At 73.6% G+C, this 23,339-nt stretch carries 21 protein-coding genes; 8 read left to right on the forward strand and 13 right to left on the reverse strand.

The genetic code is table 11. From position 1 onward, the window contains the following. Positions 1–35 precede the first annotated feature (35 nt). The 7 genes from B7C62_03470 to B7C62_03500 all read right to left on the reverse strand — a co-directional run bounded on the left by B7C62_03470 (position 36) and on the right by B7C62_03500 (position 9,146). The gene (locus tag B7C62_03470) at positions 36–1,004 is read right to left on the reverse strand and encodes a hypothetical protein (GenBank protein ID ARF71418.1); all 969 of its coding nucleotides are present in this window, start codon (positions 1,002–1,004) and stop codon (positions 36–38) included. Between the two features lie 55 nt (positions 1,005–1,059). Beyond that, positions 1,060–2,586 (reverse strand): hypothetical protein, encoded by a 1,527-nt coding sequence (locus tag B7C62_03475; GenBank protein ID ARF71419.1) that lies wholly within the window; start codon positions 2,584–2,586, stop codon positions 1,060–1,062. Between the two features lie 106 nt (positions 2,587–2,692). Next, positions 2,693–6,289, reverse strand: coding sequence for a 5-oxoprolinase (locus B7C62_03480; GenBank protein ARF71420.1), 3,597 nt, complete (start codon positions 6,287–6,289; stop codon positions 2,693–2,695). 114 nt (positions 6,290–6,403) lie between these two features. Beyond that, positions 6,404–6,976, reverse strand: coding sequence for a hypothetical protein (locus tag B7C62_03485; protein ID ARF71421.1), 573 nt, complete (start codon positions 6,974–6,976; stop codon positions 6,404–6,406). Positions 6,977–7,044: 68 nt separating this feature from the next. Further along, on the reverse strand, positions 7,045–8,463 hold the full coding sequence (locus B7C62_03490; GenBank protein ARF71422.1) for a hypothetical protein: 1,419 nt from the start codon (positions 8,461–8,463) through the stop codon (positions 7,045–7,047). A 91-nt stretch (positions 8,464–8,554) separates the two neighbouring features. Further along, positions 8,555–8,764 (reverse strand): hypothetical protein, encoded by a 210-nt coding sequence (locus B7C62_03495; GenBank protein ARF71423.1) that lies wholly within the window; start codon positions 8,762–8,764, stop codon positions 8,555–8,557. Further along, complete coding sequence (locus tag B7C62_03500; protein ARF71424.1) at positions 8,754–9,146, reverse strand: hypothetical protein; 393 nt, start codon at positions 9,144–9,146, stop codon at positions 8,754–8,756. The genes B7C62_03495 and B7C62_03500 overlap by 11 nt, the downstream gene beginning before the upstream one ends. A gap of 319 nt (positions 9,147–9,465) precedes the next feature. Here B7C62_03500 and B7C62_03505 point away from each other — a divergent pair, with 319 nt between their 5' ends. Further along, positions 9,466–9,660, forward strand: a complete 195-nt coding sequence (locus B7C62_03505; protein ARF71425.1) for a hypothetical protein — start codon at positions 9,466–9,468, stop codon at positions 9,658–9,660. 37 nt (positions 9,661–9,697) lie between these two features. Beyond that, complete coding sequence (locus tag B7C62_03510) at positions 9,698–11,359, forward strand: hypothetical protein (GenBank protein ARF71426.1); 1,662 nt, start codon at positions 9,698–9,700, stop codon at positions 11,357–11,359. Between the two features lie 87 nt (positions 11,360–11,446). Here B7C62_03510 and B7C62_03515 read toward each other — a convergent pair whose 3' ends face one another. After that, positions 11,447–12,946, reverse strand: a complete 1,500-nt coding sequence (locus tag B7C62_03515) for a GntR family transcriptional regulator (GenBank protein ARF71427.1) — start codon at positions 12,944–12,946, stop codon at positions 11,447–11,449. 102 nt (positions 12,947–13,048) lie between these two features. Between B7C62_03515 and B7C62_03520 the strand changes: the two genes are divergently transcribed. The 4 genes from B7C62_03520 (at position 13,049) to B7C62_03535 (ending at position 16,599) form a co-directional block, all read left to right on the forward strand. Then, on the forward strand, positions 13,049–13,780 hold the full coding sequence (locus B7C62_03520; GenBank protein ARF71428.1) for a hypothetical protein: 732 nt from the start codon (positions 13,049–13,051) through the stop codon (positions 13,778–13,780). Beyond that, positions 13,777–14,541 (forward strand): glycerophosphodiester phosphodiesterase, encoded by a 765-nt coding sequence (locus tag B7C62_03525; GenBank protein ARF71429.1) that lies wholly within the window; start codon positions 13,777–13,779, stop codon positions 14,539–14,541. The genes B7C62_03520 and B7C62_03525 overlap by 4 nt, the downstream gene beginning before the upstream one ends. Before the next feature lie 46 nt (positions 14,542–14,587). Beyond that, entirely contained in the window at positions 14,588–15,958 is a 1,371-nt protein-coding gene (locus B7C62_03530) for an MFS transporter (GenBank protein ID ARF71430.1), read from the forward strand. Between the two features lie 266 nt (positions 15,959–16,224). Continuing rightward, the gene (locus B7C62_03535) at positions 16,225–16,599 is read left to right on the forward strand and encodes a hypothetical protein (protein ARF71431.1); all 375 of its coding nucleotides are present in this window, start codon (positions 16,225–16,227) and stop codon (positions 16,597–16,599) included. Between the two features lie 136 nt (positions 16,600–16,735). Here the strand turns inward: B7C62_03535 and B7C62_03540 are convergent, their stop codons facing one another. The 4 genes from B7C62_03540 to B7C62_03555 all read right to left on the reverse strand — a co-directional run bounded on the left by B7C62_03540 (position 16,736) and on the right by B7C62_03555 (position 20,969). Further along, on the reverse strand, positions 16,736–17,347 hold the full coding sequence (locus tag B7C62_03540; GenBank protein ARF71432.1) for a hypothetical protein: 612 nt from the start codon (positions 17,345–17,347) through the stop codon (positions 16,736–16,738). A 138-nt stretch (positions 17,348–17,485) separates the two neighbouring features. After that, positions 17,486–18,253, reverse strand: coding sequence for a dolichol-phosphate mannosyltransferase (locus B7C62_03545; protein ID ARF71433.1), 768 nt, complete (start codon positions 18,251–18,253; stop codon positions 17,486–17,488). Between the two features lie 561 nt (positions 18,254–18,814). Beyond that, positions 18,815–20,461, reverse strand: a complete 1,647-nt coding sequence (locus tag B7C62_03550; GenBank protein ID ARF71434.1) for an amidohydrolase — start codon at positions 20,459–20,461, stop codon at positions 18,815–18,817. Positions 20,462–20,528: 67 nt separating this feature from the next. Further along, on the reverse strand, positions 20,529–20,969 hold the full coding sequence (locus B7C62_03555; GenBank protein ARF71435.1) for an AsnC family transcriptional regulator: 441 nt from the start codon (positions 20,967–20,969) through the stop codon (positions 20,529–20,531). 204 nt (positions 20,970–21,173) lie between these two features. Here B7C62_03555 and B7C62_03560 point away from each other — a divergent pair, with 204 nt between their 5' ends. Together B7C62_03560 and B7C62_03565 are read left to right on the forward strand one after the other, a co-directional pair. Next, the gene (locus B7C62_03560) at positions 21,174–21,572 is read left to right on the forward strand and encodes a hypothetical protein (GenBank protein ARF71436.1); all 399 of its coding nucleotides are present in this window, start codon (positions 21,174–21,176) and stop codon (positions 21,570–21,572) included. 392 nt (positions 21,573–21,964) lie between these two features. After that, a complete protein-coding gene (locus tag B7C62_03565) occupies positions 21,965–22,165 on the forward strand; it encodes a hypothetical protein (GenBank protein ID ARF71437.1) in 201 nt (66 codons plus the stop codon). On the opposite strand, the gene B7C62_03570 is transcribed toward B7C62_03565, so the two are convergent. Next, positions 22,128–23,300, reverse strand: a complete 1,173-nt coding sequence (locus tag B7C62_03570; protein ARF71438.1) for an acyl-CoA dehydrogenase — start codon at positions 23,298–23,300, stop codon at positions 22,128–22,130. The genes B7C62_03565 and B7C62_03570 overlap by 38 nt on opposite strands. Positions 23,301–23,339 lie beyond the last annotated feature (39 nt).

A 23,339-nucleotide genomic window follows, 5' to 3' on the forward strand; every position in this document is an offset into this window, starting at 1 on the left:
AGAAGCGGTGGCGGAGCTGGGCGGTGCGGGCGGGGTCAGGAGGAGTGGAAGGGCAGGCCCGCGTCGGCGGCCAGCTCGATGTCGTCGGGGTCGGGCGGCGGCAGCAGGGTGGCGGAGCCGTCGGTGACGGGGACGACGCCGAGCTCCAGCAGCTCGGCCATGGCGGCGCCGCCCGCCAGGTCGCGGACCTGGAGCTGGTAGCGGGCGGTGGTGCGGTAGGTGCCGCCCGCGTCGTCCCCGGTGCGCTGGAGGAAGCCGGAGTCGGTGAGGAAGGCGACGGCCTTGCCGATGATGCCGGTGGTGGAGCCCGCGAGGCGGCGGGCGTCCTTGGTGGCGCCGGTGGAGCTGCGGCGGGCGTAGATCCGCCAGCCGGATTCGAGGCCGGGAGTGTCGGTGGCGGGGTCGGTGTTGTCGCCCTGCTCCTCGGCGCGCTCCTCCAGCCGCTTGCAAGTCTGGCGTACGAAGGCGTCGACGCCGTTGACCGTGATGCGGCCGATGTACGCGTCGTCGGCGAGGTCCTCGGGGCGGGGGAAGGCGAGGGCGGCGACGGCGAGGTGGGCGAGGCCGTGGAGGAAGCGGTCGGCGGCGTCGGAGGAGGCGCGGCGGGCGTAGTCGCCCATGCGGACGGCGAAGACGGAGTCCTCGCCCGCCGTGACGGCCATCCCGGCGCGCGGGGAGACCTCCAGGACGATGAGGCCGAGCCCGGTGGCGACGGCGTCGGCGAGCCGGGCGAAGGCGCTCTCCTCCCGGTAGCGGCGGAGCAGGTCGGCGTATTCGGCGTCGCGGGCGGGGAGCAGCTTGGGCTGGAGCCCGAAGGAGACCAGACGGGCCGCGTCGGCGGCGTCGGCGGGGGTGACGGGTGCCTGGCCGGTGGGCTCGGCGGCGTGCGGGTGCGGGGAGTCGCCCGCGTACGCCGTGGAGGAGCCCGCGTACGTCTGCGGGGAGGCGGCGTACGCGGTGGGCTCGGTCCACGCGTCGGGGTGCTCGGCGGCGCGGTCGCTCACGGCTGGGACTCCTCGGTACGGAAAGGGTGGGGGTGCGCGGGGCGTACGGAGCCGGTCATGAGACCTCCTGGCGGTCCGCGGCCATTCCGGCGGCGTCCAGCAGGGCGGTGCCCACGATCAGGTCGGCGCCGCCGAACTCCGGGTCCTCCAGCTGCGTACCGTCGTCCACCGCGAAGAGCAGGCGGCGCTCGCCCTGGCGGTAGGCGGTGCCGACGGGCGGGCTGGCGGCGTGGACGGCGAGCAGGGCGACCAGGTAGGGCAGGTCGGGGTCGCTGCGGCGGGCCTCGGCGAGCAGCCCGGAGAGCCGGCGGGGGGCGTCGTGCTCCAGGTCGAGGAGGGCCATGGCGCTGCTCAGCTGGGCGTCGCTGAAGCGGCTGTCGTCGGGGGTGGCGATCAGGTCGGGCTCGGGCATCTCCATGCCGAGGTGCTCCCGCTCCAGCGGCGGGGTGAGGAGCATGTCGACCAGGTCGCCGACGCGCACGGAGGTGGGGGTGCGCAGTCCGGTGCCGTGGGCGAAGAACGCGTCGGTGGCCCGGAGGGACTGCTCCACGGGGAGCGGGAGGAGCGGGGCGAGGAGCTGCCCGTACAGATCGAGGCCCGCGTGGGCGGCGGGGGCGGCGAACGCCTGCCGGTCCTGCTCGGCGCGGAAGAGCGGTCCGGCCTCGAGGAGGCGGGACTGGAGCTGGGTGTGGCGGCGGATGCAGTCCTTGACGATGTCGACGAGCTCGGCGGCCCGGCGCTTGTGCTCGGGGTCCTCGGCCTCGTCGCGCGCCTTGCGGATGTTGGTGAGGATCGCGTTCTCGTGGCGGTAGCGGTCGGCCACGTGGTCGAGGGCCTCGGCGATCATGTCCGGGACGGTGGTGAGCCAGTCGACCGCGCGGACGTTGCGCCGGGTGGCCTCCAGGGTGCGGCGGAGCGTCTCGGCGTACTGCACGGTGCGGTAGCGGGCCTGTTCGGCGGCGAGCTGGGCGTCGGCGAGGCGGCCCCGGCTGATCAGCACCTCCAGTTTGACCTCGGCGGCGATCTGGGCGCTGGTGACATCGGTGTCCAGGGCCCCGACGAGGACGTTGACCGCTTCGTCGGTGGCGCGGAGGTAGACCGTGCCGCCGTATCCGGGGACCTCCTCGATCAGCTTGAAGTCGTAGTCCCGGCGGACGTAGACCCCGTCGGGCCCGAAGGTGCCGTAGACCGCGCGGAAGCCGCGGTCGACGCTGCCGACGTTGATCAGGTTGTCCAGGACCCAGCGCGCGACCCGCTCGTGCTCGGCGACGGGGCGGTCCGGGGCCTGGGCGCCGACGCGGGGCAGCAGTTTCGCCACTATCTGGTCGTGGTCGGCGCCCGTGTCGAAGTCCATGTTGAGCGTGACGTGGTCGATCGCCGCGAGGGCGACCTCCGCCATGGCGTAGACCGTGTACTCGCCTGCCAGATTCGCCTTGCGCACGTCGAGGTCGTGCAGCGGCGCGGTGCACGCGAGCGCGCGCAGCCGCCGCGAGAGCCCCTCGTCGGCGGCGGGGCCCGGGGCGGGCCTCGGCCCCGCGCTGAGCTGCGGCGCAGCGTTTTCCGTGTCGGCAGGCGAAGTCACGAGGGACAGATTAGGTCCTCGCACTGACAACGGTCGAAACGGCGTTTATGCGACCGGCGGCAGCCGCTCGCGCCACGGCTTCCGGGCGGCTCCGCGCGCCCCCGGGTCACGCTCGCGCCTGCCCGTACCCCCCGCCGCCCGGCGTCCGCACCACCAGCACGTCACCGGCCTCCAGTTCGGCGGTGTCGCATCCCTCCAGCCGGTCGACGCCGCCGCCCGCCCGCTCGATGTACTGCTCCCCGAGCTCCCCCGGCTCCCCGCCCCCGGCCCCGTACGGAGGGATACGGCGGTGCCCGGAGAGCAGCGCCACCGTGACCGGCTCCAGGAAGCGCAGCCGCCGCTCCACGCCCCGGCCGCCGTGCCACCGACCCGCGCCCCCGCTGCCGTCCCGGACCGCGAAGCCCTCCAGGAGCACGGGCAGCCGCCATTCCAGGATCTCGGGGTCGGTGAGCCGGGAGTTGGTCATATGGGTCTGTACGGCGTCGGTGCCGTCGAAGCCGTCGCCCGCCCCGGAGCCGCTGGCGACCGTCTCGTAGTACTGGACGCGGTCGTTGCCGAAGGTGAGGTTGTTCATGGTGCCCGACCCCTCGGCCTGGCCGCCGAGCGCTCCGTAGAGGGCCCCGGTGACGGCCTGGGAGGTCTCCACGTTGCCCGCCACGGTCGCCGCCGGGTAGGCGGGGTCGAGCATCGAGCCGGGCGGAATCCGCACGTCCAGCGGTTTCAGACAGCCGCTGTTGAGCGGGATGTCCTCCCCCACGAGCGTGCGGAAGACGTACAGGACGGCGGCCGTCACCACCGAGCGGGGCGCGTTGGTGTTGCCGGGCTGCTGCGGGGAGGTCCCGGTGAAGTCGATCACCGCGCTGCGGGCGTCCCGGTCCACGGTCAGGGTCACCTGGATCACGGCCCCGCCGTCGGCCTCGTACCGGAAGCTGCCGTCCTTGAGCCCGGCGACGATCCGGCGTACGGACTCCTCCGCGTTGTCCTGGACGTGGCCCATATAGGCATGCACGACGTCGGCCCCGAACTGGCCGGTCATGCGGCGGAGTTCCTCGATGCCCTTCTCGTTGGCGGCGATCTGGGCGCGGAGGTCGGCGAGGTTGGTGTCCGGGGAGCGGGAGGGGTACGGGGTGCGGGTGAGCAGTTCGCGGGTCTCGGCCTCCCGGAGGCAGCCGTCGCGGACCAGGAGCCAGTTGTCGAAGAGGACGCCCTCCTCGTGGACCGTCCGGCTGAAGGCGGGCATGGAGCCGGGGGTGGTGCCGCCGATCTCGGCGTGGTGGCCGCGCGAGGCGACGAGGAACTGGAGCTTCCCCCCGTCGAACACGGGCGTCACCACGGTGACGTCGGGGAGGTGGGTGCCCCCGTGGTACGGGTCGTTGACGGCGTACACGTCCCCGGGGCGCAGGGTGCCCTCGTTGCGCCGGAGCACCTCCTTGATGGACTCCCTCATGGAGCCGAGGTGCACCGGGATGTGCGGGGCGTTGGCGATCAGGTTGCCCTCGGCGTCGAAGAGGGCGCAGGAGAAGTCGAGGCGCTCCTTGATGTTGACGGAGTGGGCGGTGTTCTCCAGGCGGACGCCCATCTGCTCGGCGATCGACATGAAGAGGCTGTTGAAGACCTCCAGCATCACCGGGTCCACCCGGGTGCCGACGGCCGTCCGGTCCGGCCGGGGCGTGGCGCGGGTGAGCACCAGGTGGCCGGTGGCGCTGCCCGCCGCCTGCCAGCCGGGGTCGACGACGGTGGTGGCGTCGTCCTCGGCGATGACGGCGGGCCCGGTGACGGTGTCGGTGGGGCGGAGGTCCTCGCGCCGGTGGAGGGGGGCCTGCCGCTCCCGCCCCCCGGCGTACAGGGTGACGGTGGCGCGGGGCCGGAGGGGGCCCTCGCGGGGTTCGGGGTCCGGAGGGCTCGTACGGTGTTCCCCGGTCGTGCCCGTGGCCTCGACGGAGACGGTCTCGACCACGACCGGCTTGTCCATGGTGAAGCCGAACCGGGTGCGGTGGGCGGCGGCGAACTCCTCGCCCATCGCGGCCACGGAGTCCGGTTCCACGCCGAGCGCCGCGTCCGTCCCCGCGTACCGCAGCAGGACCCGGGCGCGGGTGCTGATCGCGGAATCGGGCACTCCGTCGGCGCGCAGGGCGTCCCGGGTGCGGTCGGCCAGCTCGGCGCAGAGCCGCTCGGCCCGTTCCCGTACGGTCTCGTCGAGCTCGGCCTCCACGGACTGTTCGCGCATCGCGGTGGCGTCGGCCAGGCCGATGCCGTACGCGGAGAGCACCCCGGCGAGCGGCGGGATCAGGACGGTGTCGATGGACAGGGCGTCGGCGACGGCGCAGACGTGCTGGCCGCCCGCGCCGCCGAAGCCGGTGAGGGCGTAGCGGGTGATGTCGTGGCCGCGCTGCACGGAGATCTTCTTGACGGCGTTGGCCATGTTGAGGACGGCGATCTCCAGGAAGCCCGCCGCCACGTCGGCCTCGGTGGGCCTCTGCCCGGTGGCGCGCCCGATCTCGTCGGCGAGGGCCGCGAACCGTTCCCGTACGGCGTCGGCGTCGAGCGGCTGGTCTCCGTCGGGGCCGAAGACGGCGGGGAAGTGGGCGGGCTGGACGCGGCCGAGCATGACGTTGGCGTCGGTGACGGTGAGGGGGCCGCCCCGGCGGTAGCAGGCGGGGCCCGGTTCGGCGCCCGCGGAGTCGGGGCCCACCCGGTAGCGGCGGCCGTCGAAGTGGAGCAGGGAGCCGCCGCCCGCCGCGACGGTGTGGATGCTCATCATCGGGGCGCGCATCCGTACCCCGGCGACCTGGGTGCCCAGCTCCCGTTCGAACTCCCCGGCGTAGTGGGACACGTCGGTGGAGGTGCCGCCCATGTCGAAGCCGATGACCCGGTCGTGTCCGGCCTGCCGCGAGGTGCGGGCCATGCCGACGACTCCCCCGGCCGGGCCGGAGAGGACGGCGTCCTTGCCCCGGAACGCGGCGGCTTCGCGCAGTCCGCCGTTGGACTGCATGAACAGCAGCCGGATGCCTTCGAGGCGGGCGGCGACCTCGTCGACGTACCGGCGCAGCACGGGTGAGAGGTAGGCGTCGACGACGGTGGTGTCGCCCCGGGGCACGAGCCGGATGAGCGGGCTGACCTCGTGGGAGGTGCTGACCTGGGTGAACCCGGCCTCCCGGGCCGCTTCGGCGACGGCCCGCTCATGGGCGGGGTGGCGGTAGCCGTGCATCAGGACGACGGCGGCGCTGCGCAGCCCGTCGGCGTGGGCGGCCCGCAACCGCTCGCGTACGGCGTCGAGTTCGAGGGGCCGTACGGTGCGGCCTTCGGCGTCGATCCGTTCGGGGACCTCGATCACGCGCTCGTGGACGGCCTCCGGGAGGAGGATGTGCCGGTCGAAGAGGCGGGGCCGGTTCTGGTACGCGATGCGCAGCGCGTCCCGGAAGCCCTCGGTGATGAGCAGGACCGTCGGCTCTCCCCGCCGCTCCAGCAGGGCGTTGGTGGCGACGGTGGTGCCCATGCGGACGGCGGCGACCCGGTCGGCGGGCACGGGCTCGCCGTCGCCGAGGCCGAGGAGCAGCCGGATTCCGGCCACGGCGGCGTCGTCGTAGCGGTCCGGGTCGTGGGAGAGCAGTTTGCGGGTGACCAGCCGGCCGTCGGGGCGGCGGCCGACCACGTCGGTGAAGGTGCCGCCCCGGTCGATCCAGAACTCCCAGCGTCCGGTCATGGCGCCATTCTCTGCCCGCGGACGCGCCCCCGCAGGGAGAGAGCCCCGGCCGGGCGGCCCCGTGCTCAGGACCTGTGCCGACCCGTTCCCGGCCCCGGCCCAGCTGAGGACGCCTCACTCCAGGAAGAGCGCCGCCAGCCGGGGCAGGTGCCGGCGGGTGAGGCCGTCGTCCTCGGGGTCCCAGGTCGCGCCGCCCGGTTCCCCGGTCCGTATGCGGCCCCGGTCGGCCGCCTCCACCGCCGTACGGAACGCGTCGGCCGTGCCCCCGGTGCGCTCGTACGCCCTTCTCACCGGGCCCTCCAGGGTCTCGTAGCCGATCCAGCCGCTCTCGCCGCGGCTCATCCGGACCACGACGGGCAGTGCGGCCAGGGAGTCGGGGTCGGCCACCGCCCGGGTGAAGACCTCCCGCCCGAGCAGGACGAGCCCGTCACGGAAGTCCATGAACCCGTCGTCGCCGCAGCCGCCCTCGATGACGTACGCCGCGTTCCACAGGGGCCACCGGCAGGCCGAGGCGGTCACCTCGTCCGCCGTCACGGCGAAGTCCACGATCCGCGCGGGCTCCAGGGCCGCGAGCACGTCGGTCAGGGCGTCCGGCAGGGGGTCGTCGGGCGGGTCCCGGTCGTCCGCCCGGTCCCCGGCCGCCTCGCGCGCCCGTTCGACGAGCCCCCACCACTCGTTGATGTCCATGGTGAGAAGCGTAGGAGGGGGGTCTGACAACGCCCCCCTCCCACGGAATCACGCAGTCGGCGGGAGGTTCAGAGAGCCGGTGCGTCCGGCCCGATCCGGCTCCGGACCGCCGTCTGCACCTCGGCCTCCTCGGCCGGGTCGGCGGCGAGGCGGCGCAGCCGTTCGGCGACGCGGATGTCTCCGGTCTCGGCGTGCAGGGCGGCGACCTCGCGGGTGGTCTCCTCGCAGTCCCAGAGGCACTCCACCGCGAACCCGGTCGGGAAGGAGGGGTCGGTGGCGGCGAGGGCGCGGGCGGTGCGGCCGCGCAGGTGGGAGGAGGACGTCTCCCGGTAGATGTGGCGCAGTACGGGGGCGGCGCAGGCGATGCCGAGGCGGCCGGCGCCGTCGACCAGGCACCAGAGCCGGGGGGCGTCGGGGCCCTCGCCGCGTACGGCCTCCCGCAGCGCGCCGAGGACTTGGGGAGCGTCCTGGGCGGTGCCGCGGCAGGCGAGGATTCCGGCGGCGGAGGCGCCGAGGGCGTCGGGCCGCCGGGCCCAGCGCCGGGCGCGTTCCACGGCGTCGTCCCCGCACATCCGCTCGAAGGCGGCGACGGCCGCGTCGGCGACCGTGCGGGACGGGCTGAGGGCGGCGGACTCGATGAGGTCGAGGACGGCGGGGTCGGCCGCCTCGGCGAGGTAGTGCAGGGCGGCGCAGCGGGCGCCCTCGGAGCCGGTGCGGGCGGCCTCGACGATCTGGGGACGGTCGTCGGGTCCGGCGACGGCGGAGAGGCAGCGGGCCGCGGGGACGTGCAGTTCGCTGCCGCGTTCCAGGGCCTGCTGGGCCCAGTCGAAGACGGCCTGGACGCTCCAGCCGGGGCGGGGGCCGCCGGGGCGCAGCTGGCGCTGCCAGCGGTCGAACGAGCCCTGTTCGGTGGCGGCCCGCACGCGGGCGCCGACCGCTTCGCGCGGGTCGTCGGCCCAGAGCCGCCAGGGGCGCGGCTCGAAGGAGTCCCGTACGGCGGCGGCGAGCTCGGCGGTGCCTTCTTCTGTGGCCGGAAAACGACTCAGGACGGGCAGGGCGAGGGAGCGCAGCCCCGCGTCGTCGTCGCGCAGGGCGAGCTCGTCCAGGGCCCAGGCCCAGTTGGCTCCGGTGGCCGCGTAGCGGCGGAGGAGGGCCAGGGCGTCGTCGCGTCCGTAGGAGGCGAGGTGGCCGAGGACGGAGAGCGCGAGACCGGTGCGGGAGTCGTCGGTGTCCGTGTGGTCGTCGGGGTCACCGAGGTGGCGCTCGATCTCCTCGATGCCGCCGTCGAGGTCCAGGTACAGGCGGGCGTAGTAGAGGGAGCGGTTCTCCACCTGCCAGTCGTGGCGGGGGTCGCTCACGACGCAGTGGTTGAGGGCCGCGAGGGCCTCGGGGCGCGGTGCGGCGAGCGCGTGGAGGGTGCCGTCGCCGCGGCCCCTCTGCAACAGGCCGAGCAGGGTGCCGCTCGGCGCTATGAACGGATCGAACATGGGAGAAAGCCTCACATCAAGCTGTCGACACAACCGGGAACTGTGCAGTGCCTGGGCCCGCGGGGCACAGGGGGATGTCCGGGAAACATCCCTACGCCGCCCCGCGACATGATCGGCCGACCGCCGTCTTCCGCTTGATGTAGACCATCATCCTCTGCCTCTCGTCGGTGGCCCGAAACGGACCCTCGACGTCATGATGACCCAGCCATTTCGCCACCGCGACCACATTTACGACGGACCGGTCAGCAGCCCACGCGGCGGACACACCTCCGGGTGCGCCCGCCCTCGTCTCAACGGGCACCGAAGCGTTCCAGCAGGTCGGCCTTGCCGAACATCCGGGCCGTGTCCCGCGCGGACGGCGTTCCGGCGGCGGGGTCGGCGCCCGCGGCGAGGAGGGCCTCGATGACGGCATCCTCGCTCTTGAAGACGGCTCCGGCCAGCGGGGTCTGGCCCCGGTCGTTGGCCCGGTCCGGGTCGGCGCCGCGGGCGACGAGCGCGGTGACCGCCTCGGCGTGCCCGTGGTAGGCGGCGAGCATCAGCAGCGAGTCCCCCCGGTCGTTGGTGAGGTTGGCGGGAACGCCCGCGTCGACGTACGCGACGAGCGTCCCGGTCTCGCCGGTGCGGGCCAGGTCGAAGACCTTGGTCGCCAGCTCGACCACCTCGGGATCGGGAGTTTCGCTCATCGGGCGGGCCGCCTTCCTTGACCTCGCGGCGGCCGGCGCCACCGCTGCTGACCGGGGTGTACGGCCGGGGCCGTACGAGTGAATCGACAGGGTACTGCTCCGGGCCGCACATGACCGGGCCCGGATGCGGCAAAGGATCACCGCGGGTGGTTCCTGCCCGGCACGGACCCGGAAATACCGCGCGCGGGCCACGGTCTTCACTCAGCCAGTCAAGTGAAAATGCGTTTTATTCACCCGATTGCACCTTTTATCGTATAGATACTTCGCGTGATCCTGGAAGGACTCATGGTGACTGTCCCCTCAACCAGGAGATCCGCTCATGATCCTTTCCATCTCGGGCGTGGTACTGCTCGCCATCGTCGTCTTCCTGTTCTTCAAGAAGGACGGGCTCAAGGCGTCCCACGCCATCGTCTGCGCACTGTTCGGCTTCTACCTGGCCGGCACCGCGATCGCGCCCAGCATCACGGCGGGCGGGGCGAGCCTCGCCGGTCTGCTGGGCGGGATCAAGTTCTGACGCTCCGCGACCGCTCCCACCCCTTCAGGAGACAGCTGTGGCCCGGCGACCACTCCCCCGCATTCTGAGCAGCGGCAGCGCTTCGATCACTCGCGGCAGAGATCGCGGCAGAGAGATCGCGCGCACGGCCGCCGACGGTGCCACCGATGTCCTCCATCCGCTGATCACGATCCTGCGTGGTCTGCGGCTGCTGGCCGTGTCCGGCCGGCAGAAGTGGGTCGCGACCCCCAAGGAACGGCGTGGTCCCAAGCTGTTCCTGGCCGCGGCCTGCCTGCTCGCCGTGGCGCTCGTGCCGTACGGGCCGATCCTGGCCCTGATCACGGTGATGGGCGCCGCCGCGTGGAAGGGGCGGGAGCGGACCCCCGTGAAGACCGGCCCGGACGACGCGGAGACCGCGCGGCTGCGCGGCCTGTACGAGGCGCTCGTGCCGTACTTCTCGGTGCCCGACGACCCCAGCCCCCTGTTCGCCCACGGCGGCGACTGGGAGAAGGCGCTCGACGGGTACGTCTTCGACGACGACGGGCGGCTCACCCGCCTCCAGATCTCCTACCCGGCGTACTTCACCGACGGCGAGGCCGCCGCGCGGTCCCGGATCGAGCAGCTGCTGCACACCAAGTCGGGGCGCGGCCGGGAGTACCGCTTCGCCTGGGACGAGGAGGCCAACCGCCTCGTCATGACCGTCCCGGCCCCCCTGTCGACCTCGGTCGCCGCCCAGCGCTTCGTCACCGCCCCCGGCGAGACGGTCCTCGGCTTCACGGACCCCGACGCGGTCCGCCGTACGGTCCCGGTGCGCGACGGCGACACCACCGTGGACGCCTCCCCCGTCGTCTGGCGGACCGGCGGCCGCTCCACCGAACCCCACCTCCTGGCCGTCGGACAGCCCGGCAGCGGCACCACCACCCTGGTCCGCTCCATCGCCCTCCAGGCCCTCCAGCAGGGCGACGTCCTCGTCATCGACGGCAGCGGGACCGGTGAGTACGGCGCCCTCACCGGGCGCACCGGAGTCCTCGCCGTGGAGTCCGGCCTGGGCGGTGCGCTGGCCACCCTGGAGTGGGCGGCGCACGAGACGGAGCGGCGGCTGATCTTCGCCAACCGGGCGCGGCAGGGCGGGCACCCCCTTCCCGAGGACATCAAGCGCCCGCTCTGGGTGCTGCTCGACCGCCCCGGCGTCCTCGGCCACCTCGCGGCGGCCGACGGCAGGCCCGACCCTCTGGAGCTGCTCCAGGTGCCGCTGCGGCACGGGCGGGCGGCGGGGGTCACCGTCGTCCTGGCCGACCAGTTCGACGCCGTGGAGACCCTCACCGAGACCGTACGGACCCACACCCGGGCCCGGGTCGTCCTCGGCCCGGCCTCCCGCGAGCAGATCGTCTCCGTCCTGGGCGCCGAGCCGAGCACCACCCCGCCGCCGGAGGTCCCGGCCGGGCGGGGGTACGTACGCCTGGGCACCGGTCCTGTCCTGCGCCTCCAGGTCCCGGCGACCCCCGACCCGTACGACGAGGACGCCCCCGAGGCGCACCGGCAGGCGGTGCTGGACGTGCTGCCCGGGCTGCCCGGCGTCTCCCCGAAGCAGGCCCCGGTGCCCGACAAGCCGGTGGCGGACGCCCGCGACGGCCAGGACACCGAGCAGGTCCCCGTGGCGGTGGAGGCCGGGCCGACCGGGCAGCTGACCAAGGCCCAGGCGGCGATCGCGGAGGGGTGAGCCCCCGGCCCGCGGGAAAGACGTGACAGGAGGGCGGGGAGACGGACCGGACGGCCGTCTCCCCGCCCGCTGCCGTTCCCCGTCCCCTCAGGCCACGAAGCTGCGCGGCGCGTCGGCCCCCGCCCCCGCGCCGGACCGCACCAGCTCCACCGCCGCCGCGAGCCGCACCGCCGCCTCGTCCGCCACCGCGCCGCCCACCGTGAAGGGCAGCCGCACATAACCCTCGAACGCCCCGTCGACCCCGAACCGGGGGCCCGAGGGCACCCGTACGCCGACGCGCTCGCCCGCCACCGCCAGCCGGGAGCCGGAGAGGCCGCCCGTGCGCACCCAGAGGGTGAGCCCGCCGCGCGGCACGGCGAACTCCCAGTCCGGCAGCTCCCGGCGCACCGCCGCGACCAGCTGGTCCCGGTTGTCCCGGGCCTGGTCCCGCCGGATGTCGACCGCCTGCTCCCAGCCGCCCGCGCCCATCAGCCAGTTGACGGCGAGCTGTTCCAGGACCGGGGTGCCCATGTCGGCGTAGGCGCGGGCGGAGACCAGGGAACGGATGACATCGGGGGCGGCCCGCACCCAGCCGATCCGCATCCCGGCCCAGAACGCCTTGCTGGCCGAGCCCACGGTCAGCACCGTGCTGCCGGCCGGGTCGAAGGCACAGACCCGGCGGGGCATGTCCACGTCCGGGTCCAGCCGGAGTTCGGTCATGGTCTCGTCGACGACCAGCACGGTCCCGGCGGAGCGGGCGGCGTCGACGAGGTCGCGGCGCTGCCGCTCGTCGGCGAGCGCGCCGGTCGGGTTGTGGAAGTCGGCCACCACGTACGCGAGCCGGGGCGCCGAGTCCCGCAGCACCTGCCGCCACCGGTTCATGTCCCAGCCGCCGATGCCCTCCTCCATCGCGACGGGGACGAGGCGGGCGCCCGCCTCGCGCATCAGCTGGAGGATGTTGGCGTAACTGGGCGACTCGACCGCGATCCGTTCGCCGCGGCCCGCGAAGAGGTGGCAGATGGCGTCGATGGCGCCCATCGCCCCGGTGGTGACCATGATCTGCTCGGGCATCGTGGGGATGCCGAGCGCGGTGTAGCGGTCGGCGATCGTCTGCCGCAGCGCGGGGAGCCCGGCCGGGTAGTCGCCGTGCGTGTGGGCGTACGGGGGCAGTTCCTCCACCGCCCCCTGGAAGGCCCGGGTCAGCCAGGGCTCGGGCGCGGGCAGGGAGGCGCAGCCCAGGTCGATCATCGAGCCGAGCGACTCCGGGGGCAGCGGTTCGAGGCCCCGGGCGGGCAGCGGATTCCCGGCCGGGACGGCGGTCCAGCTGCCCGCGCCGCGCCGCGACTCCAGGAACCCTTCCGCGCGCAGCGCCTCGTAGGCGGCGGCGACGGTGGTGCGGCTGACGGAGAGGGCGAGGGCCAGTTCGCGTTCGGCGGGCAGCCGGGCGGCGACCGGAACCCGGCCCTCCAGCACCAGCAGCCGTACGCCGTCGGCCAGCGCGCGGTAGGCGGGCGGCTTCCGTCCGCCGGGTCCGGTGGGCCGGGGCTGCTGGGCCTGGAGCTGCCGGGCGAGCTGGGCCGCCCCCACGGTCGAAGTCCACTGCGCCATCGAAATCAGTCCACCTTCCTCGAATTGGCCATGTCTGGTGGCCGATGCCCTGCCACAGAGTGACACGCAGCAGTCCACTACCACCACACCAGGGGGCAACACGTGTCCAGGACCACCGCCCGGAGCACCACCCACCTCACCCGGCGGCTGGTCCAGCTGTACGCCGGTCTGGCGCTGTACGGGGCGAGTTCGGCGCTCCTGGTCCGCGCCGGACTCGGTCTGGAGCCGTGGGGCGTCCTGCACCAGGGCCTCGCGGAGCTGACCGGTATCTCGATCGGGGTCGTCTCGATCATCGTCGGCGCGGTCGTGCTGCTCCTGTGGATACCGCTGCGGCAGCGCCCGGGGCTCGGCACCGTCTCGAACGTCTTCGTGGTGGGCCTCGCGATGGACGGGACGCTCGCCCTGGTCGGCGGCCTCGACGGCCTCGGGGTCCGGGTCCCGGTGCTGGTCCTGGGCATCGTGCTGAACGGGGTGGCGACCGGGCTGTACATCGCGGCCCGCTTCGGCCCGGGGCCGCGCGACGGGCTGATGACCGGGCTGAACCGGGTCACGGGCCGCTCCATCCGGCTGGTCCGCACCGCGATCGAGGTGGCCGTGGTGGTCACCGGCTTCCTGCTGGGCGGTTCGCTGGGGGCCGGTACGGTCCTCTACGCCCTGGCGATCGGCCCGCTGGCCCAGCTGTTCCTGCGGGTCTTCCGGCTCCCCGCCCCCGCCGCGGCGACGGTCGCCCCCGCGTCCCCCGCCGGACCCGCCTCGGCCGTCACCGCCCCGTCCCCCGCCGGACCCGCCCCCGTTGCCGCTCCGCCGTCCGGGCAGGCCATACTGCCGCAGTGAAACCGAGCCGCCACCCCTATCTCGACCACGCGACGCCGATCCCCTTCGCCCACCGCGGCGGGGCGGCGGACGGTGTGGAGAACACCGCGGCCGCCTTCCGCCGGGCGGCCGCGGCGGGCTACCGCTACTTCGAGACCGACGTCCACACCACGGCGGACGGCCGGCTGGTCGCCTTCCACGACGCGACGCTCGACCGGGTCACCGACGCCCGGGGCCGGATCTCCGCCCTGCCCTGGAGCGAGGTCCGCCGGGCCAGGGTCGGGGGCACCGAACCGCTCCCCCTCTTCGAGGAGCTGCTGGAGGAGTTCCCCGAGGCCCGCTGGAACGTGGACCTCAAGGCGGAACCGGCGCTGGAACCCCTTCTGGAGCTGATCCGCAGGACGGACGCCTGGGACCGGGTCTGCGTCGGCTCGTTCTCGGAGGCCCGGGTGGCCCGCGCGCACCGCCTGGCGGGCCCACGACTGGCCACCTCGTACGGGGTGCGCGGCGTCCTGGGGCTGCGGCTGCGCTCGTACGGGATTCCGGCGGCGCTGCGCGCGGGGGCGGTCTGCGCGCAGGTTCCGGAGCGGCAGAGCGGCATCCCGGTGGTCGACGCCCGTTTCGTGCGGACGGCGCACGCGCTGGGGCTCCAGGTGCATGTCTGGACGGTCAACGAACCCGAACGGATGGCGGCCCTCCTGGACCTCGGGGTGGATGGCATCATGACCGATCACATCGAGACGCTGCGTACGGTGCTGAGCGAGCGGGGGGCCTGGTCCTGACGCCGGGCCGGGCCGCGTCCGCACGCGACGACCGAGGGGGCGCGGGTTGAGCACCGGAACCACAGGAGCGGCCGATCCGGCCGGAAAGCAGCCGGGCGGCAGGGCGGCGGCCCGCAGACGCGAACAGCACGGCTGGTACTTCTACGACTTCGCGTGCTCCGTCTACTCCACGAGTGTGCTGACCGTCTTCCTCGGTCCGTATCTGACGTCGGTCGCCAAGGCGGCGGCCGACCCCGACGGCTTCGTGCACCCACTGGGCATACCCGTGCGGGCGGGCTCGCTGTTCGCGTACTCCGTGTCGGCCTCCATCGTGGTGGCCGTGATCCTGATGCCGATCGTGGGCGCGGCGGCCGACCGTACGGGCCGTAAGAAGCCGCTGCTGGCGGCGGCTGCCTATACGGGTGCCGCGGCGACCGCCGGGATGTTCTTCCTGGACGGCCACCGCTATCTGCTGGGCGCCTTCCTGCTGATCGTGGCGAACGCGTCGATCTCGGTGTCGATGGTCCTGTACAACGCCTATCTGCCGCAGATCGCCGAGCCGGAGGAGCGGGACGCGGTCTCCTCGCGCGGCTGGGCCTTCGGCTACACCTCGGGCGCCCTGGTGCTGGTGCTCAACCTGATCCTGTACAGCGGCCACGAGTCGTTCGGGCTGACGGAGTCCGACGCGGTGCGGATCTGTCTCGCCTCGGCGGGTGTGTGGTGGGGCGCCTTCACCCTCGTACCGCTGCGCAGGCTGCGCGACCGGCGGGTGGCGGCGGACGGCGAGGGGGCGGTGGGCTCCGGCTGGAAGCAGCTGCGGGAGACCCTGAAGGACATGCGGCGCCATCCGCTGACGCTCTCGTTCCTGCTCGCCTACCTGGTCTACAACGACGGCATCCAGACGGTGATCTCCCAGGCGTCGCTGTACGGCTCCGAGGAGCTGGGCCTCGACCAGACGACCCTGATCATCGCCGTCCTGCTGGTGCAGATCCTGGCGGTGGCGGGGGCGCTCGGCATGGGGCGGCTCGCCCGGGTGTACGGCGCCAAGCGCACGATCCTGGGCTCGCTGGTCGTGTGGACCGCGATCCTGGTGGCCGCCTATCTGCTGCCCTCCGACGCGCCGGTCTTCTTCTTCGTCCTCGCGGCGGCCATCGGGCTGGTGCTGGGCGGCAGCCAGGCCCTGTCGCGTTCGCTGTTCTCCCATCTGGTGCCGCGCGGCAAGGAGGCGGAGTACTTCTCGGCCTACGAGATGAGCGACCGGGGACTGAGCTGGCTGGGGCCCCTGGTGTTCGGCCTGGCGTACCAGCTGACCGGCAGCTACCGGGAGGCGATCATCTCGCTGATCGTGTTCTTCGCCCTCGGCGCGGTGCTGCTCGCGCGGGTCCCGGTGAGGCGGGCGATCACGGCCGCAGGCAATCCCGTACCGGAACGGATTTAGACGTTGAAGTCAAAGGCCGGTAGTGTACGCCTTTGGCCTGCCCGGAGGACCGTTACTGCGAGTGGAAGCAGCTCAACCGTTGGGTGACAACACCCACCAGAGGTGACAAACCGGGCAAGGGTGGGTACTCAACCCAGATAAAGCAGCGGCACGAACGGGCGACGCATGACCGGCGACGGGAATCTTTGCCAGCGACCGGACGTTGACCGGATGACGACGACAGCGACATTTTGTCCTGTGGGCGACAAGCCCGGGAGGCACGATTCATGAGTGAGCGAGCTCTTCGCGGCACGCGACTTGTGGTTACCAGCTACGAGACGGACCGCGGCATCGATCTGGCCCCGCGCCAGGCGGTGGAGTACGCATGCCAGAACGGACATCGATTCGAGATGCCGTTCTCGGTGGAGGCGGAGATTCCGCCGGAGTGGGAGTGCAAGGCGTGCGGCGCCCAGGCACTCCTGGTGGACGGGGACGGCCCCGAGGAGAAGAAGGGCAAGCCTGCGCGTACGCACTGGGACATGCTCATGGAGCGGCGCACCCGCGAGGAGCTGGAGGAGGTGCTGGCCGAGAGGCTGGCGGTCCTGCGCTCCGGCGCCATGAACATCGCCGTGCACCCGCGTGACAGCAGGAAGTCCGCCTGACCGCACAAGCACCACCGCACTCCGCGTAACCAACCGCATGAGCGCGACAACAGCACAGCACCAAGAGCCGCGGGCCGTGACACAGAACGTGTGTCACGGCCCGCGGCTCTTGGCATCCCGGGGGCCGGGGCCGACGTCAGGGGGTGAGCGGCGGGCGCGGGCCCCGGGAGTCGTCGTCGGGGCCGGAAGGGCCGGAGGGGGGCCGGGTGCCGTCCTCGCGGATGACCTCGCCCTGGACGACCTTGCCGTCCGGCCGGTGCATCCGGGCCTGCTGGAAGGCGTCCGAGAGGCTGCCGGGGGACGCGGCCCGCATCCGGCGCTCCAGGGACCGCTCCGCGCGGCGGCTGATCAGGGTGCGCACGGGCGGCACCAGCAGGAGCAGACCCGCTGCGTCCGAGATCAGGCCGGGGATCAGGAGCAGCAGCCCGCCGAGCATCAGCAGCCCGTTGCCGCGGCTGCCCCTGCCTCCGGTGACCTGCGGGGCCTCGGTGGCGCCGGGCTGCCCCGGCATCTGCTGGAGGGTCTCGGTGAGGTTCTTGAAGGCGCGGCGTCCGGCGCGCTTGATCACCACGGTGCCGAGCACCGCTCCGGCGACCAGGATCAGCAGGACGGTGAGCCCGCCGGCGGCCGAGGCGACCATGGTCAGGAGCCAGACCTCCAGGACCAGCCAGGCGGCGAGGGCCAGGGGCAGGAATCTACGGGCGCGCGAGCGCCGGGGACGGGTCGGGGGCGGAGTGCCGGTCGTCATGCGTCCAGTGTGCCCGTACGGAGGTGGAAGCGGCGTAAGGGGGTGATCATGGACCGCCCCGCACCGCCGTGAGCGGGGACCGCCTCCGTACGGCTGCCGCCGCGGAGCGCCCCCGCGGGTACGGGGTCACGTACGGGGTCAGGGTCTCTTCCGGCCCAGGACCTTGTTGGCACGGGAGGTGATGCCCCAGCCGGTGACCCGCCACAGCGCCTCGACGAGGATGTCCCGGCTCATCTTGGAGTCGCCGACCTCGCGGTCCACGAAGGTGATGGGCACCTCGACCACGTGGTAGCCCGCCTCGACGGAGCGGCGGGCCAGGTCGACCTGGAAGCAGTACCCCTGCGAGGCGACCTCGCCGAGGCCGAGGCCCTGGAGGGTCTCGGTCCGGAAGGCGCGGTAGCCGCCGGTGACGTCGCGGACCGAGAGGCCGAGGGCGAGGCGGGAGTAGAGGCTGCCGCCCCGGGAGATCACCTCGCGGCTCCTGGGCCAGTTGACCACCCGGCCGCCGGGCACCCAGCGGGAGCCGAGCACCAGGTCGGCGCCCTTGAGCGCGGTGAGCAGCCGGGGCAGCTCCTCGGGCTGGTGGGAGCCGTCGGCGTCCATCTCGACGAGGACGCCGTAGCCGTGCTCGGTGCCCCAGGCGAAGCCCGCGAGGTAGGCGGCGCCGAGCCCTTCCTTGCCCTTGCGGTGCAGGACGTGGACCTGGCCGTCGGTGGCCGCGAGCTCGTCGGCGGCCTTTCCGGTGCCGTCGGGGCTGTTGTCGTCGGCCACCAGGATGTCGGCATCCGGCACGGCCGCGCGCACCCGGCCGACGATCGGCCCGATGTTCTCGACCTCGTTGTAGGTCGGAATGATCACCAGGACCTTGCCGAGCGGGCCGAACTGCCTCTGACCGCCGTCGTTCACTACTGCCCCTTAGAGTCCGTACACAGAGGGACACCATATCCAGCGCGCCGCCTCCGGGCTGCTACGCGGTGGCACGGGCGCGTGGCACAGGCCGGGCAGATGGACGGAACTGCGGACAGAACGCGGACAGAACACGGAGAGGACGGCGGACGGAACTGCGGATCGGGGCCCGGCGCCCTTCGGGCCGACCTGGGACCCGCTGGCTGCGGGTCGACCGAAAGCCGTTGTCTACTGAACGTCCGGGCCCCACCCGGGTCGCACCCTCCGTCCGGCTGAAACCTTCCCTCGCCCCCGAGGCGCGGGCGCTGAACCTGGCTGTCAGTGGTGGTGCGCCGGTGCGGCACACCACCCCATGACCCAGCGGCGTTCGACGACTGCGTGGAGGTTTAACCGGTCGGACGTCCTGTGGTGGACCCGGCCGAACCTACCGGCCCGTGGGCGCGTTCTGTCAACACCCGTGCGACCTGCGGCTTTTGCCCAAATTGCCTGGTCAGTGCCGAAAATCCGCAGGTCGCGAACGAGCGCCCGAGCCATCGATCGGCGGTACGGAACGCCCCGACGTCACTCGTTCGGGCGTACGTAGACCGTTTGTCCGGAGACCACCGTCCGCAGGCAGACCGGCAGCTCGGCGCCGGGGGTCAGGTCCGGCAGGCCGGGCGTGCCGGAGCGGGGGTCGGTGGACCACCGGGCGACCCGGTCGTCGGGGGCCTGGACCAGGAGTTCGGCGGTCCGCCAGAGCGCGTAGTCGGCCGGGGCGCCCGGCACCAGGAGCCCGGCGTCGTCGCGGCCGATGGCCCGCCAGCCGCCCCGGGTGTGGGCGGTGAACCCGGCCCGGACGGAGATCCGGTGCTCGGGGGTGCGGTGGTGGGCGGCGGCCCGCACGGTGCCCCAGGGGTCGAGCGGGGTGACCGGGCTGTCGGAGCCGAAGGCGAGCGGCACTCCGGCGCGCAGGAGGGCGGCGTACGGGTTCAGGGTCGCCGCCCGCTCCGCGCCCAGGCGCTGGGCGTACATGCCCTCGGGGCCGCCCCAGGCCGCGTCGAAGGCGGGCTGGACGGAGGCGGTGAGGCCCAGCTCCGCGAAGGCGGCGACCGTCTCGGGGGTGAGCATCTCGGCGTGCTCGACCCGGTGGCGCGCGGCGCGGACCCGGGCGAGGCCCAGGGTTCCGGCGGCGGCCCGGACGCCCGCCACGACGGCGGTGACGGCCGCGTCGCCGATGGCGTGGAAGCCCGCCTGGAGTCCGGCCTCGGTGCAGGCGGTGACGTGGGCGGCGATCCGTGCGGCGTCCAGGTGGGCGGTGCCGGTCCGCGGGGCGTCGGCGTACGGCTCGTGCAGGCAGGCGGTGTGCGAGCCGAGGGAGCCGTCCACGAAGAGGTCGCCGGCCGCGCCGATCGCGCCGAGCTCCCGGATGCGGCGGGCGCCCTTCCCGTCCGCGATCTCCTCGGCCCAGAGACCGAAGACCCGGGGGCCGGGGCGCTCGGCGGCGAGGGCCAGGAGGGAGGTGAAGTCCTCCTCGTCGGAGATCTCGGGGCCGCCGCACTCATGGAGGGTGCCGATGCCGAGGGACGCGGCGTGGTCGAGCGCGGCGCACTGGGCCGCGCTCCGCTGGGCGGGGGTGAGGGCGTTGTGCGCGGCGGCGCGTACGGCGTGGTGGGCGTCGCCGGTCAGCGGGGCGTCGGGGTCGTATCCGGTCATGCCGGTGACGCCCGGGACGAGGTCCAGCAGGGCGGTGGTGACGACGGCGGAGTGCACGTCGATCCGGGGCAGGTAGAGGGCCCGGCCACCGGCCGCCTCGTCGAGTTCGGCGCGCGAGGGGTGGCGCCGCTCGGGCCACCGCGCGGCGTCCCAGCCGTGGCCGAGCAGGACGTCCCCGGCGCCGTGCCGGTTCGCGAACGCACGGACGAGGCCAAGGGCTTCGGGGAGCGTACGGGCGCCGGAGAGGTCGAGCCCGGTGAGGGCCAGGCCGGTCGCGGTGGTGTGGACATGGGCGTCGGTGAAGGCGGGGGTGACCAGGGCGCCCTCCAGGTCGACCACCTCGTCGACACCGCTCGCGAAGGCGTCGGCGGCCCCTTCGGAGCCCACCCAGGCGATCTGCCCGCGCTCCACGACCATCGCGGTGGCGAACGGGTCGGCCGGGCTGTGGACGTCTCCCCCGCGCAGCAGCAGGGTGCGGTGGTCGGGGGCGCTCTGGGGGGCGGTGCTCTCGGTCATGGGACCAGTCTCGCGCCTGCCGGGAGCCGCCCGGCCCGCGACCCCCCTGAGGGGCTCCCGGGGCCCCTCAGACGCGCGGGGGCCGGGCCTCGTACGGGGTGGACAGGACGACGGTCGTACGGGTCGAGACGCCCGCCAGCGAGCGGATGCGGGTGAGCAGGTGCTCCAGCTCCAGCGGGGTCGCCACCCGCACCTTGAGGATGTAGTTCTCGTCCCCGGCCACGCTGTGGCACGCCTCCAGCTCCGGCACCCCGGCGAGCCGCTCCGCGATGTCGTCGGGCGCGCTGGGGTCGAACGGCTTCACCGAGATGAACGCGGTGAGGGGCAGCCCGACGGCCTCGGGGTCGACCACCGCGGCATAGCCGCGGATCACCCCGCGCTGCTCGAGTCGGCGGACGCGCTGATGAACGGCCGAGGTGGACAGGCCGGTGGCCTTGCCCAGGTCGGTGTAGCTCATCCGCCCGTCCTTGACGAGCAACTCCACAATCTGACGGTCCAGCTCCTCCATACGGATCAACCTATGGCCCCGGACGCCTCCCGGCACAGTCGTACGGGGTCACGGAACGGCACCTGCGGGCGGCATGTGACGAAGACCACAGACCTACGGGTCGGTAGCGGGCTCCCTCGCGGTTACCGGCCATGCGCGGAGGGAAGTGCTTGCTGTGGTCGAGGCCGTGGCGCCCTGCCGGCCCACCCGAGGGGGGAAGATCCCATGCAGAGCCTGAAGCTCACCGGACGTACCGAACCGGAGCCCGTCGATCCGGACGAGGACGACAGCGCCGATGTGGACGACATGTTCGAGATGTTCCGGGTGATCTGCCCGGACTGCGCCCAGCCGATCGCGCTGCTGGCCGACGAGGACGTCCTGCCGGAGCACGCCCGGTGCCCCTCCCCGTGGAACCCGTTCGGGCTCACCGTCTGCTCCGGCACCGGCCGCGGCGCGGCGGACGCCCGGCCCGCCGACGAGTCGCTGGACCCCCAGGAGCAGGAGGCGGGGCTGCTGCTGACGCTCCCCCAGGGGCTCGACTGGCGGATGCAGCCCTTCTCCCACGCCGGGGGTCCCGGCTCCCGGCCGCTGCGCGTGCCCCGGATGCGGCGCGAGGCCGCCTGAGCCGCCCGCTGCCGGGCTCTCCGGCAGCCGTTCGCCCCGTCTGCCCGCATCACGTCGGCCCGTCCGGCGTGGTGCCCGCAGAGCGGCTCCCTCCGCCCGGGAGCACCTAACTCTCCGCACGGAGGCACCTGCCCTTCACCGTACGGAAGCGCCTGCCTGCTCCGCCGGAGCACCCGGCTCTCCGTCCGGGAGCACCTGGCTCTCTCCGTACGGGAGCACGCGCCGAACTGGCACTCGGGCCGTGACGGCAGTGACCGGGCCCGCCCCGGCGCGTTGACCCCCGTATGACGACGCTGCATTCACCAGTCGGCTCGGGCCGCCGCCGTCTCGCTCCCCCGGCCCCCGAAGAATCGGTTCCGCAGCCGCTGCCCCGGTCGACGGGGAGTTCGCCGATGGCCTCCCCCGTCGACCCGCCCATCTACAGCGCCCTGCTGCGGCAGTGGGCGAGCAGCGGCCGGACCGTGCCGGGGAGCCGGGACCAGGAGTGGAACCGGGCCGTGGCGCTGCCCGTGTGGCCGGACCGGCCGCTGGGGGGTGCCGGACGCCCTCTGGGGGTCAGCGGGTCTCCGGACCCGCGAGGTGGCGCGCGATGACCATGCGCTGGATCTGGTTGGTGCCCTCCACGATCTGGAGCACCTTGGCCTCGCGCATCAGCCGTTCGACCGGGAAGTCCAGCGTGTAGCCGTAGCCGCCGAGCACCTGGACGGCGTCGGTGGTGACCCGCATGGCCGCGTCCGTGCAGAAGAGTTTGGCCATGGCCGCCTGGCGGGAGAAGGGCTCCCCCGCGTCGCGCAGCCGGGCCGCCTCCAGGTAGAGCGCCCGGCCGGCCTCGATCTGGGTGGCCATGTCGGCGAGCATGAACCGCAGCCCCTGGAAGTCCGCGATGGGGCGGCCGAACTGGCGCCGGTCGGTGGCGTACGCGACGGCCTCGTCCAGGGCCGCCTGGGCGACCCCGATGGCGCAGGCGGCGATGCCCAGGCGGCCGGAGTCGAGCGCGGACAGGGCGATGGCGAAGCCCTGGCCCTCCTCGCCGATACGGCGGTCGTCCGCGATCCGTACGCCGTCGAAGTTGAGCTGGGCCGTGGGCGAGCCCTTCATCCCCATCTTCTTCTCGGGGAGGGCGGCGTTCAGCCCCTCGGCGTCACCGGGGACGAGGAAGGCGGTGATGCCGCGCGGGCCGTCGACGCCGGTACGGGCGAGCACGGTGTAGAAGTCGGCGACACCGCCGTGGGTGATCCATGCCTTGGTCCCGGTGATCACCCAGTCCTCGCCGTCACGTACGGCCTTGGTGCGCAGGGAGGCGGCGTCGGAGCCGGAGGCGGGCTCGGAGAGGCAGTAGGCGCCCAGCAGACCGCCGGAGAGCATCGCCGGGAGGTACGCGGCGCGCTGCTCCTCGGTGCCGTATCCGGCGAGCGCGTGGCAGGACAGCGAGTGGACGCTGACGCCGAGGCCGACGGTGAGGCGGGCCGCGGCCAGCTCCTCCAGGACCTGGAGGTAGACCTCGTAGGGCTGATCGCCGCCGCCGTGCTCGGAGCCGTAGGGAAGTCCGAGGAGGCCGGATTCGGAGAGGAGGGTGAAGATCTCGCGCGGGAAGCGGCCCGCGTCCTCCTCCTCGGCCGCCCGGGGGGCGATCTCCTTGGACACGATGTCGCGGACGAGCGCGACGAGCTGCCGGGACTCCTCGGTGGGCAGACGGCGTTCCACCGGCTGCGGGGCACGGTCGGACATGACGGCGCTCTCCTCCCTGTCGGGCGTTGCGACGGTCGC

This window comes from Kitasatospora albolonga (assembly GCA_002082585.1).
Taxonomy (GTDB): domain Bacteria; phylum Actinomycetota; class Actinomycetes; order Streptomycetales; family Streptomycetaceae; genus Streptomyces; species Streptomyces stephensoniae.

What these genes read in the sequence shown, in the direction of transcription:
- B7C62_03480 (ARF71420.1), bottom strand. Translation starts at nt 6,289, where the DNA reads ATGACCGGACGCTGGGAGTTCTGGATCGACCGGGGCGGCACCTTCACC.
- B7C62_03485 (ARF71421.1), bottom strand. Translation starts at nt 6,976, where the DNA reads ATGGACATCAACGAGTGGTGGGGGCTCGTCGAACGGGCGCGCGAGGCG.
- B7C62_03490 (ARF71422.1), bottom strand. Translation starts at nt 8,463, where the DNA reads ATGTTCGATCCGTTCATAGCGCCGAGCGGCACCCTGCTCGGCCTGTTG.
- B7C62_03500 (ARF71424.1), bottom strand. Translation starts at nt 9,146, where the DNA reads ATGAGCGAAACTCCCGATCCCGAGGTGGTCGAGCTGGCGACCAAGGTC.
- B7C62_03505 (ARF71425.1), top strand. Translation starts at nt 9,466, where the DNA reads ATGATCCTTTCCATCTCGGGCGTGGTACTGCTCGCCATCGTCGTCTTC.
- B7C62_03515 (ARF71427.1), bottom strand. Translation starts at nt 12,946, where the DNA reads ATGGCGCAGTGGACTTCGACCGTGGGGGCGGCCCAGCTCGCCCGGCAG.
- B7C62_03535 (ARF71431.1), top strand. Translation starts at nt 16,225, where the DNA reads ATGAGTGAGCGAGCTCTTCGCGGCACGCGACTTGTGGTTACCAGCTAC.
- B7C62_03540 (ARF71432.1), bottom strand. Translation starts at nt 17,347, where the DNA reads ATGACGACCGGCACTCCGCCCCCGACCCGTCCCCGGCGCTCGCGCGCC.
- B7C62_03550 (ARF71434.1), bottom strand. Translation starts at nt 20,461, where the DNA reads ATGACCGAGAGCACCGCCCCCCAGAGCGCCCCCGACCACCGCACCCTG.
- B7C62_03555 (ARF71435.1), bottom strand. Translation starts at nt 20,969, where the DNA reads ATGGAGGAGCTGGACCGTCAGATTGTGGAGTTGCTCGTCAAGGACGGG.
- B7C62_03560 (ARF71436.1), top strand. Translation starts at nt 21,174, where the DNA reads ATGCAGAGCCTGAAGCTCACCGGACGTACCGAACCGGAGCCCGTCGAT.
- B7C62_03565 (ARF71437.1), top strand. Translation starts at nt 21,965, where the DNA reads ATGGCCTCCCCCGTCGACCCGCCCATCTACAGCGCCCTGCTGCGGCAG.
- B7C62_03570 (ARF71438.1), bottom strand. Translation starts at nt 23,300, where the DNA reads ATGTCCGACCGTGCCCCGCAGCCGGTGGAACGCCGTCTGCCCACCGAG.